The sequence below is a fragment of the Stenotrophomonas sp. MYb57 genome (genome assembly GCF_002966815.1).
GTDB classification, from domain to species: Bacteria; Pseudomonadota; Gammaproteobacteria; order Xanthomonadales; family Xanthomonadaceae; genus Stenotrophomonas; species Stenotrophomonas indicatrix.
This window is the reverse complement of sequence record NZ_CP023271.1, coordinates 460,070-475,187: the sequence shown is the minus strand read 5'-3', so window position 1 is coordinate 475,187 and position 15,118 is coordinate 460,070. Positions and strand designations below refer to the sequence as shown.

Sequence of the window (15,118 nt, the reverse complement as noted above, 5' to 3'; positions counted from 1 at the left end):
CCTGCGGTACCATGCCCTCCCCCGAATCCTCCCGCTACCCACCGTGCCCCACTACTCCGGCCCCCTGCTGACCCGCGACAGCGCTGACATCCTGCGCCGTGCCCACGACAAGGGCGCCACCGAGTGGTCGGGCTCGCTCGATCTGGGCCGCAGCGAAGCGGCGGTACAGCTGGATGCCGAGGGTTTCACCTTCCGCGGCCAGCACTATCCGTGGCCGGGCAAGCTGAAGGACCGCACGCTGTACTACTGGGATGGCGAGGAGTTCTGCTCCATCTCCCGCTTCAGCGGCTCGCTGATCAAGCTGGTGCCGACCGAGTGGGGCGCACCGACCTTCGAGATCGACGGCATCAAGATGCTGCCGACCTCCAAGCTGTCGCCGTTCGAGGACGCGCGCCGCAAGGTCGAGCTGGTCGCCCCGGCGGGCAAAAGCCTCCTCGATACCTGCGGTGGGCTTGGCTACTTCGCCGCCTGCGCACTGGAGGCCGGCGTCGGCCAGATCCGCTCGTTCGAGAAGAACGCCGACGTGATGTGGCTGCGCACGCTCAATCCGTGGTCGCCCGATCCTGACTCAGCCGCCGCGGGCGGCCGCCTGCACTTCAGCCACGGCGACGTCTCGCAGCAGATCGAACAGGTCGCCAGCAACAGCGTCGATGCGATCCTGCACGACCCGCCGCGCTTCGGCATTGCCGGCGAACTGTACTCGCAGGTGTTCTACGACCATCTCGCCCGCGTCATCCGCAAGGGTGGCCGCCTGTTCCACTACACCGGCGCGCCGAACAAGCTGACCAGCGGCCGCGACGTGCCGCGCGAAGTGGCCAAGCGCCTGGAAAAGGCCGGCTTCAAGGCCGAGCTGGCGCTCGATGGCGTGCTGGCCGTCAAGCGCTGAGGCTCACTCGCCTTCCACCTTGGCCAGCTTCATCACCCACTTCGGTACTTCCGGCTCGCCGGCGTAGAACGCCTTGGGCTTGTTCTCGGCCATCGCCCAGCGGTGCAGCCAGCTCGGCCCATAGCGACCACTGTAGCCCTCGGCGCCGCGCGCATAGGCGGGGTCGCGCACGGCTTCTTCCAGCGACACGAAGCGATAGCCACGGCGCTTGGTGGCCGCCACCAGCTCGGCGAACGTCGCCGCGTTGAGCTCGTTGGCATGCATCAGCCACACCTGCGGCACCGCATACCCCAGCAGCGCCTGTGACTGCTGCTCGTAGTAATCCACCTTGTTCAGCATGTAAGGCACATAGCCCTTGCGCAGGCTCGCCAGCGTCGCCTCGCGCTGCGGTGAATCGGGCTGCTCGTTCATCACGTTGGCATAGGCGAAGGCCCATACCCACTCACCGTTGTCGACCGTCACCGGCGCAACGCGGTAGCCGTGCTGCTTGAAGAACACGTCCATCGCCACGCGGTCTTCCGGCGTACGGCCCGCACGCAGGTAAGGGTGGCGCATCCATTGCGGCGTCTGCCCACGCTCGGCCAGCAGCGGCCGCAGCACCTGCTCGCCGCGCAGGAAGTCCTGCTGGAATGCCGCTACGCCTTTGGCGTTGAGGTCCATGTGCGACCAGGTGTGGTTGCCGAGTTCGTAGCCGGCATCCAACCAGTCGCGCAGCATCTGCACGCGCGCCGGCTGCACCTGGCCATCCACTTCCAGCTTGTTTTCGTTGACGAAGCCCACCACCGGCACATCGGCCTGGCGCAGCTGCGCCATCAGTGCGGCATGGCGTGCCTGCAGATCGGCCGGCACGATCTCATCCAGGCGCGCCCACGGCAGATCGTCGATGGTCACCGCGATGCGCCGATCGACTTCGGCAGCGTGGACAGTCAATGACAACAACAGCAACGGCAACGCACGCAGGAACAGACGCATCGGTACATCCATGGGACCAGGATGCAGCGACTGTAACGCGATTGGCCCTTGCCGCCGAGTGTGGACCCGGCCGCAGCGCCAGAGCGGGTCAGTCGGCGATGTACTGCGGCGGCACGTGGTCGGTCAACCAGACACCATTGGCCGAGCGGTGGAATACGTGCCCATCGGCATGCATGCGCCCGGCATGCACGCTGAGGATCACCGGCGCACCGCGGCGAGCACCGACCTGGTGGGCCGTCTCCCGGTCCAGTGACAGATGCACGTGATGGCGCTCGCCCGCATGCAGGCCCTGCTCGCGGATCGAGCCGACGAAGCGCGAAACCGTGCCGTGGTACAGCCACTGCGGCGGCGCCACCGGCACCAGTCCAAGATCGACCGCGACCGAATGCCCCTGGTTTGCGCGGATACGCTGGCCATCATCGCTCAGTGCAAAGCGTTGCTTGTTGCAGCTCGCCACGATGTGCTGCAGTCCGCCACGGTCGAGCGCCTGCCCGTGTGCAGCCAGCTTCTGCAGCAGTTCGTCGACGTTGGCCCAGCCTTGGCCGTCCAGGATCAACCCGATTTTCCCGGGTTCATGGCGCAGCACCAGGCTGAGGAACTTGCTGGTCTGCTTGAATGAAGTTTCCGTATTCATCCGCATAGCGTGCCGCAGAAGCACCGGTCGATGCCAGTCAGCGGCCCGCGCTGGCGTCAGAACCGGGTCAGCTGCGAGGTGGTGCGCCACAGCCAGAGCCCAACCACCATCGCGGCCAGCAGCAGTCCACACAGGATGATCGCCAGCGCGTCAGGCGCGTGCGGCGGCATCAGGTCGGCCCTGGCGAAGATCTGCAACAGCCATCGCCGCATCGAGGACGGGAGCGCATGTCCGTCTGGTGTCAGGTCTGTCATGCATGCTGCAGGCAGCGCAGTGGTGATGCCCGCCCAGACATGCTCATACAGTCGAAGCATCACGCTCGCCAGCAGCAGCGTCGCCGCATGCAGGGCAAGCAGGCCCCAAGCGCTGCGGCGCAGCGGTGCATCCACATGGCGCAGCCAGTGCACGCAGACCAGCAGCGTACCCAGCAGGGCCAGCACCAGCGTTGCCATCGGCAGCCAGCACAGCGGCTGCCAGTCGTCCAGCGCGCCGGCACGTGCCAACAGCTGCTCGGCAACCAGCATCCGGGCAGCAGGATCGGCGCCGCCGCAGGCCAAAGACAGGGGCTCCAGCAGCAGGGCCACGCGCTGGTGGAAATGGCCTGCGGCCAAGCCCACCGACAGCAGCGCCAGCACCTGCAGCAGCAACAACATCAGGCCGGCGCCAAAGAAGCGTCCGAGGCGGGCAGTGAAGGCGGTCATCGACGTAGTCCCAGCGAGTGACGCGCATGCTAGCCAAGCCAACGGCCGCTGTCGGCTGGCAGATGCGACACGACCTTGGAGGATGCGCGATCATGTCCACTCCTTCAGGAGAGCTGGCGATGGTAGGGCTGTATCTGCTCGTGCGTACCCTGCTGCCGGTTCTGCTTGGCGGGTTGGTTGCGATGCTCGGCGCACGCGTGATCAATGCGCGGCTGGCCCGCCTTCCGCCGCGCGTGATTGCGCTGCCGGATGAAAGCCTGCTGCCCAGCCCCGCCGCACAGCGACGCTATCGCCGCCTACGTCGCCGCAGACCGCATCTGCAGAGCTTCACCGTGCCACCCAAGGTACCGCGCAGCTGGGTCCTGCTCGCGGCAATGGCGTTCATCGGCACGGTGGGCCTGACCGTCTACCTGATGCCCGATGGCCCCCGCTTCCAGGTGCTGGTCGAGAGCACCTTGGGATATCCCTCCACCGTCATCGAGGTCCGCGCGCCCATGCAGCAGCAGCTGCACCTGCTGGACGCCTGCGCACCTGTGCTGCACCGCACTGTCCGCCCCATCACCATGCGCTACCGCAGAGCCCGCACCGGCAATCCGGTCGAGGTGCACGGAGTGCTGCCGGTGCAGGTGCGGCACCGCGGCACGCTGCTGCAGGTGGCCACGGCGCAGCCGGTGGATGCGGCCCTGCTGCGCGACGCACTGTACAAGTGCAGCGCATCGTCCAACGTTACGCTGACGATACAGCCGCGCACCGTCGCGCCATGGCGGGAATGGGGTTGGCAGCCGTGGCCGGGGCGCAACAGCCAGTAAGGCTTCAACCGCGCGGCAGTTTCGCCGCCCACATGTTGTCCACCAGGTTCGGGTAACGGCGCCCGTTCTCCTCTGCGCGCTGCCGCGCCGCCGCCTTCTGCGCCTCCGTCAGCGGCTGCGTCTTCTGGCCCTTCGGGTTGGGCTTCTTCCAGGGCGGCGTGCGGGCAGTGGCCATGTGCGGATGATGCCGTAGTCGGTGTTACTTCTTCAGGAATTCCAGCAACGCCAGATTGAAGTCATCGGCGTGGCTGGTATTGCAGCCATGCGGCGCATTCTTCAGCACCACCACATCGCTACCGGCGATGGCCGCATGCGTGCGCTTGCCTGAACCTTCGAACGGCACCGTCGCATCGCTGTCACCGTGCAGCACCAGCGTCGGTACGGTCACCTTCTTCAGGTCCGCACGGAAATCGGTGGTGGCGAACGCCTTCATGCACCCCAGCGCAGCGGTCTGGTCAGATTGATGGGCAAGCGCGATGGCGGCCTGGCGCTCGTCCTCGGTGACCATCAGCTTGCCGTCGGCACTGAAGAAATCGCGGGTAAAGCCGTCGAAGAACGACTCCCGGTCCTTCTCCAGCCCCTGGCGCATCTCATCCGCCTTTTCCTGGGTCAGCGGCCCTTCGGGATTGTCCGCGCCCTTCAACAGGTACGGCGGCACGGCCGCAGCGAACACCACGCTGTGCAGGCGGTCTTCACCATGGTTGGCGATGTAGCGCGCCACTTCGCCACCGCCCATCGAGAAGCCGACCAGGGTGACATCGCGCAGGTCGCGCTCGTCGATCAGTCCGGTCAGGTCAGCGGCCAAGGTGTCGTACTCGTAGCCATCGGCGGGCTTGTCCGAGCGGCCGAAGCCGCGACGGTCGTAACTGATCACCCGGTAACCGGCATCGCGCAGGAGCGGCACCTGCGCCTTCCAGGATTCGGCAGACAGCGGCCAGCCATGGATCAGGATGACCGGGCGGCCGGTGCCGCCGGTGTCTTCAATGTGCAGTCGGACGGAGGAGGTAGCCATGGGAACTCCCGGGGGAAAGAGGAACCCAGCCTAGGCAATCGCACCGGAGCCGCCCGTGATGGATCCGGCTCAGGCCATGACATCGCGTACACGGGCACCGGTCAGCCGGCACATCGGTTCGCACCTGCCAGCACGGCATTGGTCGGGCCCTGCACCGGTTTCGTCATGCCCCGGTTACCGTGCGCCATCGCCCATGCCAGTCTGCGCCGGTCCTCAATGGAGCCACGCCATGCTGCTCGCCCTGCCCCTGCTCGCCGCCGCCGTCGCCGGCACCTCCCCCGCCAGCGACACCCTGCGCGAGCAGATCCGCGCGGCCGACACGCAGCTGTTCGCCGTGGCCTTCGATGCCTGCGATGCCGACAGGGCCGCCGCGATGACCACCGAAGACATGGAGTTCTTCCATGACAAGGACGGCAAGTCCGCCAACAGCCGCGAGGACTTCCGCCGCAGCGTGGCCACCCTGTGCGACAACGCGCGCAAGGGGGGCTGGCACCTGCGGCGCGAGCTGGTGGAGAGCTCACTGCAGGTCTTTCCGCTGCACGACGATCGCGCCCTGGAAATGGGCGATCACCGCTTCCATGAGCGCGGCGCCGATGGCGTTGAACGCTGGACCGGCCAGGCCCGTTTCATCCAGGTCTGGCGCCGCGTGAACGGTCAATGGCAGGCCGAGCGGGTTATCAGTTACGACCACCACCCGGCAGACAAATAAATATCACCGCCGCAGCGCCCGCTCAGTCGCGCAGGTTGCTGGCGCGCGTCAGCATCCAGCAGCCGTAGCGGCGCGCGAAGGTATAGGCGTCGCGCTCGGCGTCGCTGCCGAAGGTCACGCGCTGCCCGTTGTCATCGATCGCTTCGATGCGTGTGGGCGCGTTGTAGGTGCCGGCGCGCATGCGCTCCAGCGCGGCCGGATCGCGGCTGACCGGCGAGGGCACGAACAGATTGAACGCGGCCAGGTAGCGGTAGCTGAAACGTTTCAACCGCGCGGCACCCTGCTCCAGCACGATGTGTGTGGGCGCCAGCCCCTCGTGGTCATCGCGCACGGTGTGCATCGGCACCTCGTACTCCAGTGGGTCGGAGGTGTAACGCAGGCGCACCCGGTCATCGGCCGGGTCGGCGAAGCGTTGCAGGAAATGGGTGAAGTCCTGCGAAGGGCAAGCGGGATCGTCCGCCGCCACGGGCGTGTCAGCCGCCGCAGCACCTGCGCAGGCCCACAGCCCCATGCCCAGCAGCAACCGCACAGCCGCCTGCCCCCGTATCCGGTTTGTCTCCCCGTGCACCACCTTCTCCCTCCATCCCATTGCAGCCGGGCGCCATCCCCTGCGCCCCGGGCCACAGGCTAGCAACAAAGCGGTTACCGGCGCAGCCCGCGACCGTTTTACACTGGCCACATCCGGCCACACGGTAGCGGCCACATGGAGCCCCCAATGACCCCTGATGATTCCCTGCACCAGCAGATCCGCCAGAACGTAGCCGCACTGGACGAGAAGCATGGCCGTGCGTTCGACGCCACCAGCGAGAACGTGGCCGCCAGCCTGGCCGTCAAAGCCCGCGAACAGGGTCTGGAACGCGCCGACCACGTGGTGGTGAGCAACGCCACGGCCAACCTCCCGGCCGGGCACAACATCTTCGTGGTGCAGGGCGACCCGGCCAACCCGGCGCACCTGCGGGCGATGCTGCCGACCGCCGTGGCCGCGCAGACGCCGGCCGAGCAGTCACTGCAGAAGCTGGGGCTGGGCGGACAGCAGCCGGTGCAGGCCGAGCAGCAGACGCTGGATGCACAGGCGCAGGATCAGCAGCAGAACCCTGCGCATCGCATGGGGTGAATGCCGTCAGGCGTCGATGCCGTCGACGCCTGTCGCATGGGCCGGTATCAGCCCATTCGGGGCTAAGCGTGCTGCGTCTGCTGCAGCAGATCTTCCTGCGCGACGCGGCTGGACTCACGGCCCTGATGCTGCACGCAGGCTTGCTGGTACACCTCTTCAACCGTGCCCTGCTGGGCATCGGCCAGCGAAAGACGCTGGCGGTTCGCTGCAGGGTCCGGTGAGGCGGTGTCGCCCGTGCGCTGCAGGAAGACATAGCCCGGCGAGTCCGCCGCACCGCCACTGCTGAAAGCCACCTGCAAGGTATCGCGTTCGGTGTAGCCCCCCTGCACCGCCAATCGCGTCAGGTGGCCCGCCAACAGCTCGGGCTGCTGTCCCGGCGGCAACCCTTGGCGCTCGGCCGCTTCCCCCAGCGCCGCACGCACCCGCTGGTCCAGCGGATGCAATGTGTCACCCGGTACACGTGCGTCGTTGGCCAACCGCTCACCGCTGCGCTCACCGATGTCGTCGTTCTCGCTCAGCAAGCGATGCTTCCACGTGCGCTCGGGCATCGGGTTGGTCTTCGTACGATTGAGATCGCTGTTCGGGAACGGCGGTTCGATGCTGTCCACGCCGTGGATGTTGCGCAGCGGGCGAAAACCGTCCTTGCCCGCGCCCTTGCTGTCCAGGGGAATGCGGACATCCGGAAAGAGCTGCCCTGCGGGACCTCCAAAAGCATTCACGTCGATGCTTCTTTTCCGCTCGATGCCAGCGTGGTTCAGCGCTCCCCAGGTGAAGTCCACGCAGTTGTGGCGCACGTCCTCGTAGTGCTTGCTGAAGCCGAACTTCTCCGGATCCGAGCCGAAGGCCTCAAGCTTCTTGTATTGCTCTTCGCTTATCTCGAGGGTGCGGGTGTAGCGCGGGTCTTTATAGACCTTTGCGTCATCGTCCATGATGGTGCCAGGGCCATTCACGCTTCCGTGCTCCTTGGGAGCAAATCCATAACTCTTTGCGGGCTCGCCTGATGCATGCAGCACGTAGAACATATGGCCGGGCGAGGAGGTCTGCGGAATGCCCTCAGCGTCGACAGCCTGCTTGTGCGTCCTGGGGTCGATCAGCGGTGTGCCAGGTGCAGCGATAACGATCTCTACGGTATAGCGTGGCTTGTCCATAAGTTAATCCTTCGTTCCTTCCCGTGGTGAGGTTGATTACTTGCCAGGTGGCCGGGCTGCATGAACCCGCAACTGAGCCGAGTAATGCTGTAACTCCGGCGTGGCCTGAACAGTGCGAATCTGTACGCGATAGCGCGTATCCGGCTCCACCGGCAGAGCAACCAGGCTCAGCGTGTATTGGCCATCACTCCCCATGTGCGGCGACGTATAGCGCCATTCGCTGGATGCATGCCATTCTGGAAGCGGCTCGCCTGCATTAAGCACCCCGGCTTGGTAGCTGTCGTAGGTGGGAACGTCTTTCCAAGCATCAGCGGCCCATTGCTGCAGGTTCACCTCGAACGGGACCCTCAATGTGCCCACGTCAGGCTCGTCGCTCCTTTGCGGTCCTTGGCGCCGCAACTCCAGCTCCACTGCATAGGTGCGATGTGGCATGTAGTTGCGCGCGTTCATCGCGAATTCGAAACGCGCTTCCTGACCGGACTGATCTGCCGCAATCGGCTGTGCCAGATCCAGCGGTTCGGGTGGCGCAGGGTCAGGGCTGGTGCAAGCACCCAGCACCGCCGCCACAATGATCAACAGGCCAACGCGCAGCCAGCGGTGGACACCCAGCATGTTCAGATCCTTTGGCTCCCTGCCATGGGTTTCAACCCTAGCGGGTTGGCGGTGGGGACCGCAACCGGGCAAAGAAAAAGGCAGGGCAAAAAGCCCTGCCTCTTTCCAGCAGCCAGCTGCCGGGCATGACCCGGCATCATCCCTTACAGCTGGATCCGCGCCACGCTCTCGTCCGAGCCCTTGGCATCCTTCTCGCCGTTCTTGATGCTCACGTACAGCACGTTGTTCTTCGCATCCAGCGCCAGGCTGTTCGGGTGCGTCGGCACGGCGTAGGTCGCCACCTTCTGGTAGCTGTCGCTGTTGTACGCGGTCACCGTCCCGGCTTCGCGGTTGGTCACGTACAGGCGCTTGCGCGGTGCATCCAGCAGGATGCCCAGCGGGCCGGCGTCGGTCGGGATGCTGGCCAGTTCCTTGCCATTGCTGCGGTCGAGCACCAGCACGCGCTGGCCCGGGTGCTTGCTGACCAGCCCGCTGCTCTTGGCCTGGTAACCCCGCAGCATTTCCGAGCCCTGGTCGGTCACGAACAGGCGCTTGCCGGCTGGGTCCAGCGCGATGTTCATCGGCTGCTCGGCGGCAATTTTGTGCTGGGCCTCCACCTTGTTGGAGTCGGTGCCGACCACCACCAGATCGGCGAGCAGATTGCTGGTGTACACGCGCTTGTTGGCAGCATCCAACGCCAGGCCCGGCGCCTTGGCATTGCCCAGGCCCGGAATGGTGTTGAGCACCTTCAGGGTGTTGGTATCGATCACGAACAGCACGCTGCTCACATCGGGCTGGCTGCTGTGGCCGGTCACGTACAGGCGGTTGGCGGCGCTGTCGACCACCAGCTCGCGCAGGTCGTGGGTGTAGGCGGCCTTGCCGTCCTTGCCGGTCTTCTTCTCCATCAGCTGCACGGTGCCGATGGCCTTGTTCTGTGCGGTGTCGACCACGGTTACCGACAGGTCCACGGTGTTGCCCACGTACAGGCGGTTGTGGGCGTCATCCAGCACCACGCCGAACGCCTTGCGCTCCAGCGGGATGGGGGTTTCCACGGCCAACGTGGTCGGGTTCAGGCGCAGCACCTGGGCCGGGCCGGCGTTGTCACCGAAGCCACCGGACGAGGCAACGAACACGGCGTTCTGCTTGGGGCTGTAAGCCAGCTCGTACAGGCCCTGGGCGATGGCCTGGCGCTGCACGGCGGTGGCGGGGCTGGTGGCAGCGGCGGCTTCAGCGGCGAAGGCGGTCGGGGCACCGAGGCTCAGCGACACGGCGACGGCCAGCGCGGCCGAACGGAAAAGGGAATTGCGGATCATGCGAGCGTCCTTCAATGGGCACGGAGGGTGTCCTGGCTCGCGGGGCCGTTCTTCGACGGCCCGGCCCTGCATCTGTCTGCGCGGGGTGGGCTGGCTGGGTAGCGCGGGAATGGTAGCAGGTAGGGGCCGTGGCGTCCGCCTGCGGATGCATGGCGGACGCGCTGCTCGGCGCTGGACGCCTAGACCATGCGCGGGGCGTGCGCCTGGGCCAGCTGCTGCTCTTCCTGTTGACGCTGGGCATCACGCTGCGGCTGTGCCTGCGCCAGTTGCTCGATGCGCTCGAACGAGGCTGCCACCGGCGTCTGCGCGGCGACGTCTGCCGGCAGACTGGCGCGCTGATGCGCCGGGTCGCTGCGGTCGCCCTGCACGATGAAAAGGTTGGGGGCGGCATCGCCACGGCGCTCGCCGAGCAGCACATCGTCTACGCGCGTGAACTGCTGCTCCTTGGAGAGCGCCAAGAGGCTGGCGCTGACGTTGCCGTTCTGGGCGCCGAAGGCTCCGAGGTCGGCCACCTGCTGGTGAAGCTGATTGAGGCGAGTGTGATCGGCGTGGGATGGATCAGCGGGGGTTCCGCTCAAGGGATGGGCATCCTGCGTCCGCTCGCCATTCTGCGAAATCCACCACTGACCGAAGGTCTGCGTCGGCATGTCATTCCACTTCACCTTGTCCAGCTCGCTGTCCTTGACCTGCTGTGGGATAGCGTTGATCGCGGGTATGTTGTCCAACACCTTTATCGAGCCTTCGTAGTTCCTGATCTCACCGGCCAGTCCTACCGGGCGCAGACCAGCGTGGTTCAACGCACCCCAGGCGAAGTCGGTGCAGGCATTGGTGACCAGGTTGTAGTTGTTCTTGTCGAAGCCGTGCTTTTCCGGGGCTTCAGCGAACTCCATGATCTTGTCGTACTGTTCCCTGCTGATTTCGATCGTGCGCTCGTAGCGCGGATTTCGATAGACCAGATTGTCGTAGGTATCAACTTCACCTGCGTCCGGGTTGGTTGGCGTGGGCGCGCGCGTATATCCGTAACTTTTTGGATCGCGTCCGCTGCCATCATCGATCGTGAGGAACATGTGCCCCACGGACGAGTTCTCGAGCCGTACTGGCACGGAATCCCTTTCGCCCCAGCGAGGCGTTCCTGGAGCAGCCACATGGATCGTGACGGTGAAACGCTCTGCAGTGTCCTTCTGCATCTCTCATTTTCCCAGTAGTTGGAAGCCGACAATAAGCTCGGCCGATATGTCATTGAGCTGGGGTCGATCCTCCAGCAGGTCCACGGTCAAATGGTATCTGCCGGCATCCAGCAGGCCCGCATCGGCCAGTTGCAGCATGTGGTAGGAAACATCCTGCGAGTACAGTCCAGCCTCAATCAGCATCCCGCTTTCAACTTTCCCCTGAACCAACTTGCCGACGTGGCCGTCAGGCGGAAGAGGTTCCATGCTGCGGCCTCCCGGGGCCGTGGTCATCAGTCGCACCGATGTAGCGTGGTCGCCGTCCAGGCACTCCAGACGAACGCGCGCGGAGACACCGACGTCCCTTATCCGCTCGGCCTCGGCAAGCAGTGGCTTGACCTCCTGTGCTTGCAGGCGGAACCCGATCTTCAGACTTGGAATCGCGGGAGGTACCGCAGGCGGCAAGTCAAAGGTCACGTCCACGATGCGCCCCGCCTTGTCCAACCGCACGCCTCGCGTGAATGGCACCACGGTCCGTGCGTCGGCCTCGGCCCGGGTCAACAGCTTCGGGGCTTCAGGTGACGAAGTACTGCCGCAGCCCACCAGCAAGGCGAGTACCACCGACGCAACAACCGCAAGCACCACCCGCATCACTGCTCCTTCAACCGCAGCGAATCGGCCACATCGGTCTGTGCCGCTACTTCCGTAGCGATGCTCGCGCGGCGGTGTCCCGGATCATCGCGGTCGCCCTGCACGATGAAGATGCTCTCCGCCTCGTGGCTGCTCTTGGTAGGCCGGCTGAGCAGCACGTGGTCCACGCGCGACAGGTTGTTCTGCTTGGCCAGCACCAGCAGGCTGGCGCTGATGCGCTGGCTGGTGTCGTCGAAGGTGCGCCCGTGTGCAGCGTCCAGCTCGGCCACCTTCTGGATCAGCTGCGCGAACAGCCGGTGGTCCGGGTGCGAGGGGTCCAGCAGCGTGCCGGCCACTTCCATCGGGCTGGGCGGCGGTTCGTGGCTCGGGCGACCGCCTTCGCGGTGCAGCTCGGCCTCGCGTTCGGGCATCGGGTGGTGCTGTTCGCCATTCAGCTCGCTGGCCGGGAATGGCGCAGCGATGCACTGGATTTCCGGCAGGTTGAACAGCACCGCGAACTCGCCCAGGTTGCTGCCGCCGTCCAGCGGTACCGGCTGCGAATGCAGGCCGGCATAGTGCAGCGCGGCCCAGACGAAATCGCTGCAGCGGTTGATGGTGGCCGGGCGATCCACATCGAAGCCGAACTCGGCCGGCTCCTCGGCGAAATCGCGCAGGCAGCCGTAGTGCTCTTCGCTGATTTCCAGGGTGCGGCTGTAGTACGGGTCGCGGTGCTCATCGGCATCGTCGTGTACGACCTCGGCGTACTGCACACCGGCAGCGGCCTCATCGGGCGGCAGACGCAGCGGTGCGAAGCCATAGCTGTGTGCTTCTTCGCCTGTCGCGGTCTGGAAATACATGTGCCCGCGCGGTGAGCTGCCGCCGCTGTTCAGCGGGGTGCCGGGGGCGGCTAGAAAGAGGGTTACCGTGTAGCGTGTTGCTTGCTCCATGCCTGCTCAGCCTTGTTGGGTACTGCGGTCCTGGCCGGATGATCGCATAGGTGGGTTCGCGGGCAGGTGGAGAGAAAAGCAGCACGGGGGCCGAAGCCCCCGAAACTGTGATCTACCATGCAGTACTCGGCCCGGGTCAGCCCATTTGCATGGGTGCCCGGCTCTGCTCCAGCACGGGCTCCTGCTGTGCCGCCAAGGCGCGTTCCTGCTGGCTTTGCGAAATCTGCTCCACCTTGGCGAACGACTGCTCCACTGGCGTTCGGGCTGCTTCCTCTGCCGTCATGGAGCCTCGCACCTGCGCAGGGTCGTTGAGCTCTCCCTGCACTACGAACAATCGCTGTGCTGAGCCATCAGCTGGCGTATTTCCCAATACAACATGATCGACGCGCTCAAGCCCGTTTTCCTTGGCGGTAGCCAACAAGCCTACAGAGATACGCTCACTGGTCTCGTCATAAGAGCGGCCATGTCTTTCATCAACGTTCGCAACGCCCTTACGGATTGAATCAAGCATGTCACGATCCTTCCCCGGCAATTCCTCTTCGCTGATGAGGCGCTGCTTCCAATTGCGATCCGGCATGCGGTTGTAATGCTCGGAATTCAGCTCACTTTCGGGAAACGGGGCACGTATGCTTCGGATGTACTCGACGTTACTGAGTGGCTTGAGCCCCCCCTGGAAATCCTTGTCCTGCATGAAAATCGCGTTGGTACGGTGTAAGCCAGCGTGGTTCAACGCGCCCCACGTGTAATCGATACAGCTGTTGCTTGCACCGTGGTAGTCGGTGTTGAAGCCGTGCTCGCCGGGCTTCGCGCCGAACTCCTTCAACTTTTCGTACTGCTCCTTGCTGACTTCCATCGTGCGTTGATAGAAGGGGTCCTTGTACTGCTCCGCATCATTCAGATACACCTTGCCCGGCCCTGTCACAACACCGTGTTCAATGGGCGCGAATCCGAAGCTGGTCTGTTCCTTACCGTGCGCAACAGAGTAGTAAACGTGGCCGGCAGCCGACGTCCCTCCAGCGAGAAGAGGCGTGCCCGGCGCAGCCACGTAGACAGTAACTGTGTACTTATCATCCATGAACATTTCCTACTTTGATTTGTGTCGATAGGCGACCAGAAGCTCGGCCTTGGTTGACACCAAATTTGCGGGAGGGTCGATCAGCCGAATGCTCAACTGGTACTTCCCAGGCGGAACGCTCTGGGCCCAGGCCAACGCCAAGTGCGTGTAATGGCTTTCTGCGCTCTCCAAGCCCGATGAGCGCATGGACAAAGTATCCACCTCGTCCAACCATCCGCCGACGACGTGTCCGGTCGCGGGAATTGCCGAAATCCTCGCGGGCGCGCCCACAGATGATTCCACCGCCACCAGGGGCACTGCGACGGATCCTTTCAGATCTACTCGCTTCAACAACAGCTGAGCCTTCAGTCCCGAGTTGCGAATTTCTTCCGCAGCCTCCAATGACTTCAAGCCATCCTCTCCATTCACGCGGATACCCAGGAACAACGTGGGGTCAGCATTTTTGGGAGGAGGCTGCAAATCAAACTCAACCATCATGGGCTCTGACATTGGCAGCACCGGTAGCTGGCGGACAAAGGGCGCAATGTCCGTGAGGGCCCCAGAACCAGGCGACTCAGTTGCCCGATTCGTTGGCGCTTGGCAGCTGGTCAACAGCAAGGCTCCCGTGCATAGGGCCATACATAGCAGCAGTCTTCCTTGTTGTCGCATCGGTTCTCCCAAGTTCGGCTCAAGCCTGAATAGGCCTTGCCTGACAGCAACTGCGTTTATACACCGCCCCACCGGTAGAGGCTGCGATGAACATCACACCATCTCAGGTTTTGCGACGGAGGCTGTTCATAGTCGATCACGCGCAATGGTGCGCTTATTTTGTAGGGGGTAGTAAATGGACCGCTACTTTGTGAACAGGATACCGCAGGCCAGCGGGGACCATGAGGTACACAAGCAGGGGTGTTATTGGCTTGCACGTGCCCATTCCACCCAAGACCTGGGTCTGCATATCGGCTGCAGGTCCGCTGTTGTTGCTGCACAGAGGTTGTACCGACAGTCGAACGGCTGCGCGACCTGCGCTGCGGCGTGCCATACCAGCTGATCTTGGCCAAGTGCGACATGGGCGGCGGCCCCAGCTTGGAGCGGGGCCGCCTTGTACGAGCGTATGAGATGTTTCCAAATCGTTTCCCTGCTGCGGGCTCCCATGACCGCCTTTAGTACCGAGTGGCTGCACGCCTTCGACAAAGAACTTCTTCACCTGTTTGCCATCGACCATAGCGATGCCGGCATGGACGACTATCTGCTCGGCTGCTACGCAGACCTGCCGCCGCGCGAGGCGGCGCTGGCGTTCGGTAGCGACTACGACCTGGAGCGCGACGATGCGCTGTGGCCGCGACCGGGGCGGTGCATCAGACCCGCCCCATGAATCAAGACTGCTTTAGTTCTTGTGCTTGAGATGCCCGCGCTGGTTTCGCGTCTGCTG

19 protein-coding genes are annotated in these 15,118 nt (G+C 64.5%); 5 read left to right on the top strand and 14 right to left on the bottom strand.

All coding sequences use genetic code 11. From position 1 onward, the window contains the following. Positions 1 to 43 precede the first annotated feature (43 nt). Complete coding sequence (locus CLM74_RS02165) at positions 44 to 886, top strand: MnmC family methyltransferase (protein WP_025879203.1); 843 nt, start codon at positions 44 to 46, stop codon at positions 884 to 886. A gap of 3 nt (positions 887 to 889) precedes the next feature. On the opposite strand, the gene CLM74_RS02160 is transcribed toward CLM74_RS02165, so the two are convergent. From CLM74_RS02160 to CLM74_RS02150, 3 genes are all read right to left on the bottom strand, one after another. Next, positions 890 to 1,858, bottom strand: a complete 969-nt coding sequence (locus CLM74_RS02160) for a polysaccharide deacetylase family protein (RefSeq protein WP_105163341.1) — start codon at positions 1,856 to 1,858, stop codon at positions 890 to 892. 88 nt (positions 1,859 to 1,946) lie between these two features. After that, positions 1,947 to 2,492 carry an RNA 2'-phosphotransferase gene (locus CLM74_RS02155; protein ID WP_105163340.1) on the bottom strand — a complete coding sequence of 182 codons (546 nt, stop codon included), beginning with the start codon at positions 2,490 to 2,492 and terminating at the stop codon, positions 1,947 to 1,949. A gap of 56 nt (positions 2,493 to 2,548) precedes the next feature. Then, complete coding sequence (locus CLM74_RS02150; RefSeq protein WP_105163339.1) at positions 2,549 to 3,193, bottom strand: hypothetical protein; 645 nt, start codon at positions 3,191 to 3,193, stop codon at positions 2,549 to 2,551. Positions 3,194 to 3,285: 92 nt separating this feature from the next. Between CLM74_RS02150 and CLM74_RS02145 the strand changes: the two genes are divergently transcribed. Next, positions 3,286 to 4,002, top strand: a complete 717-nt coding sequence (locus CLM74_RS02145; protein WP_158684094.1) for a hypothetical protein — start codon at positions 3,286 to 3,288, stop codon at positions 4,000 to 4,002. Positions 4,003 to 4,006: 4 nt separating this feature from the next. Here CLM74_RS02145 and CLM74_RS21625 read toward each other — a convergent pair whose 3' ends face one another. Further along, positions 4,007 to 4,177: a hypothetical protein gene (locus CLM74_RS21625; RefSeq protein ID WP_189487072.1), complete on the bottom strand. Its 171-nt coding sequence runs from the start codon at positions 4,175 to 4,177 to the stop codon at positions 4,007 to 4,009. A 24-nt stretch (positions 4,178 to 4,201) separates the two neighbouring features. Beyond that, on the bottom strand, positions 4,202 to 5,014 hold the full coding sequence (locus CLM74_RS02140) for an alpha/beta hydrolase (protein ID WP_105163337.1): 813 nt from the start codon (positions 5,012 to 5,014) through the stop codon (positions 4,202 to 4,204). Between the two features lie 229 nt (positions 5,015 to 5,243). Between CLM74_RS02140 and CLM74_RS02135 the strand changes: the two genes are divergently transcribed. Further along, positions 5,244 to 5,723 (top strand): DUF4440 domain-containing protein, encoded by a 480-nt coding sequence (locus CLM74_RS02135; protein ID WP_105163336.1) that lies wholly within the window; start codon positions 5,244 to 5,246, stop codon positions 5,721 to 5,723. A 22-nt stretch (positions 5,724 to 5,745) separates the two neighbouring features. Here CLM74_RS02135 and CLM74_RS02130 read toward each other — a convergent pair whose 3' ends face one another. Continuing rightward, positions 5,746 to 6,252, bottom strand: a complete 507-nt coding sequence (locus CLM74_RS02130) for a hypothetical protein (protein WP_158684093.1) — start codon at positions 6,250 to 6,252, stop codon at positions 5,746 to 5,748. Between the two features lie 186 nt (positions 6,253 to 6,438). Here CLM74_RS02130 and CLM74_RS02125 point away from each other — a divergent pair, with 186 nt between their 5' ends. After that, positions 6,439 to 6,837: an XVIPCD domain-containing protein gene (locus CLM74_RS02125; protein ID WP_223483326.1), complete on the top strand. Its 399-nt coding sequence runs from the start codon at positions 6,439 to 6,441 to the stop codon at positions 6,835 to 6,837. 62 nt (positions 6,838 to 6,899) lie between these two features. On the opposite strand, the gene CLM74_RS02120 is transcribed toward CLM74_RS02125, so the two are convergent. From CLM74_RS02120 to CLM74_RS02085, 8 genes are all read right to left on the bottom strand, one after another. Beyond that, positions 6,900 to 7,985 (bottom strand): hypothetical protein, encoded by a 1,086-nt coding sequence (locus CLM74_RS02120; protein WP_105163334.1) that lies wholly within the window; start codon positions 7,983 to 7,985, stop codon positions 6,900 to 6,902. Between the two features lie 36 nt (positions 7,986 to 8,021). Further along, a complete protein-coding gene (locus CLM74_RS02115) occupies positions 8,022 to 8,597 on the bottom strand; it encodes a hypothetical protein (RefSeq protein ID WP_105163333.1) in 576 nt (191 codons plus the stop codon). A gap of 143 nt (positions 8,598 to 8,740) precedes the next feature. Then, on the bottom strand, positions 8,741 to 9,889 hold the full coding sequence (locus CLM74_RS02110; RefSeq protein WP_105163332.1) for a YncE family protein: 1,149 nt from the start codon (positions 9,887 to 9,889) through the stop codon (positions 8,741 to 8,743). Positions 9,890 to 10,068: 179 nt separating this feature from the next. Next, complete coding sequence (locus CLM74_RS02105; protein WP_059065804.1) at positions 10,069 to 11,076, bottom strand: XVIPCD domain-containing protein; 1,008 nt, start codon at positions 11,074 to 11,076, stop codon at positions 10,069 to 10,071. A gap of 3 nt (positions 11,077 to 11,079) precedes the next feature. Beyond that, the gene (locus CLM74_RS02100; protein WP_105163331.1) at positions 11,080 to 11,706 is read right to left on the bottom strand and encodes a hypothetical protein; all 627 of its coding nucleotides are present in this window, start codon (positions 11,704 to 11,706) and stop codon (positions 11,080 to 11,082) included. Beyond that, on the bottom strand, positions 11,706 to 12,632 hold the full coding sequence (locus CLM74_RS02095; protein WP_105163330.1) for an XVIPCD domain-containing protein: 927 nt from the start codon (positions 12,630 to 12,632) through the stop codon (positions 11,706 to 11,708). Before CLM74_RS02095 ends, CLM74_RS02100 begins: the two co-directional genes overlap by 1 nt. A 136-nt stretch (positions 12,633 to 12,768) precedes the next feature. After that, positions 12,769 to 13,707 (bottom strand): XVIPCD domain-containing protein, encoded by a 939-nt coding sequence (locus CLM74_RS02090; RefSeq protein WP_105164920.1) that lies wholly within the window; start codon positions 13,705 to 13,707, stop codon positions 12,769 to 12,771. 9 nt (positions 13,708 to 13,716) lie between these two features. Continuing rightward, positions 13,717 to 14,181: a hypothetical protein gene (locus CLM74_RS02085; protein WP_234003410.1), complete on the bottom strand. Its 465-nt coding sequence runs from the start codon at positions 14,179 to 14,181 to the stop codon at positions 13,717 to 13,719. 658 nt (positions 14,182 to 14,839) lie between these two features. On the opposite strand from CLM74_RS02085, the gene CLM74_RS02075 reads away from it, so the two are divergent. After that, positions 14,840 to 15,061 (top strand): hypothetical protein, encoded by a 222-nt coding sequence (locus tag CLM74_RS02075; protein WP_105164919.1) that lies wholly within the window; start codon positions 14,840 to 14,842, stop codon positions 15,059 to 15,061. The last annotated feature ends 57 nt before the right edge of the window (positions 15,062 to 15,118 follow it).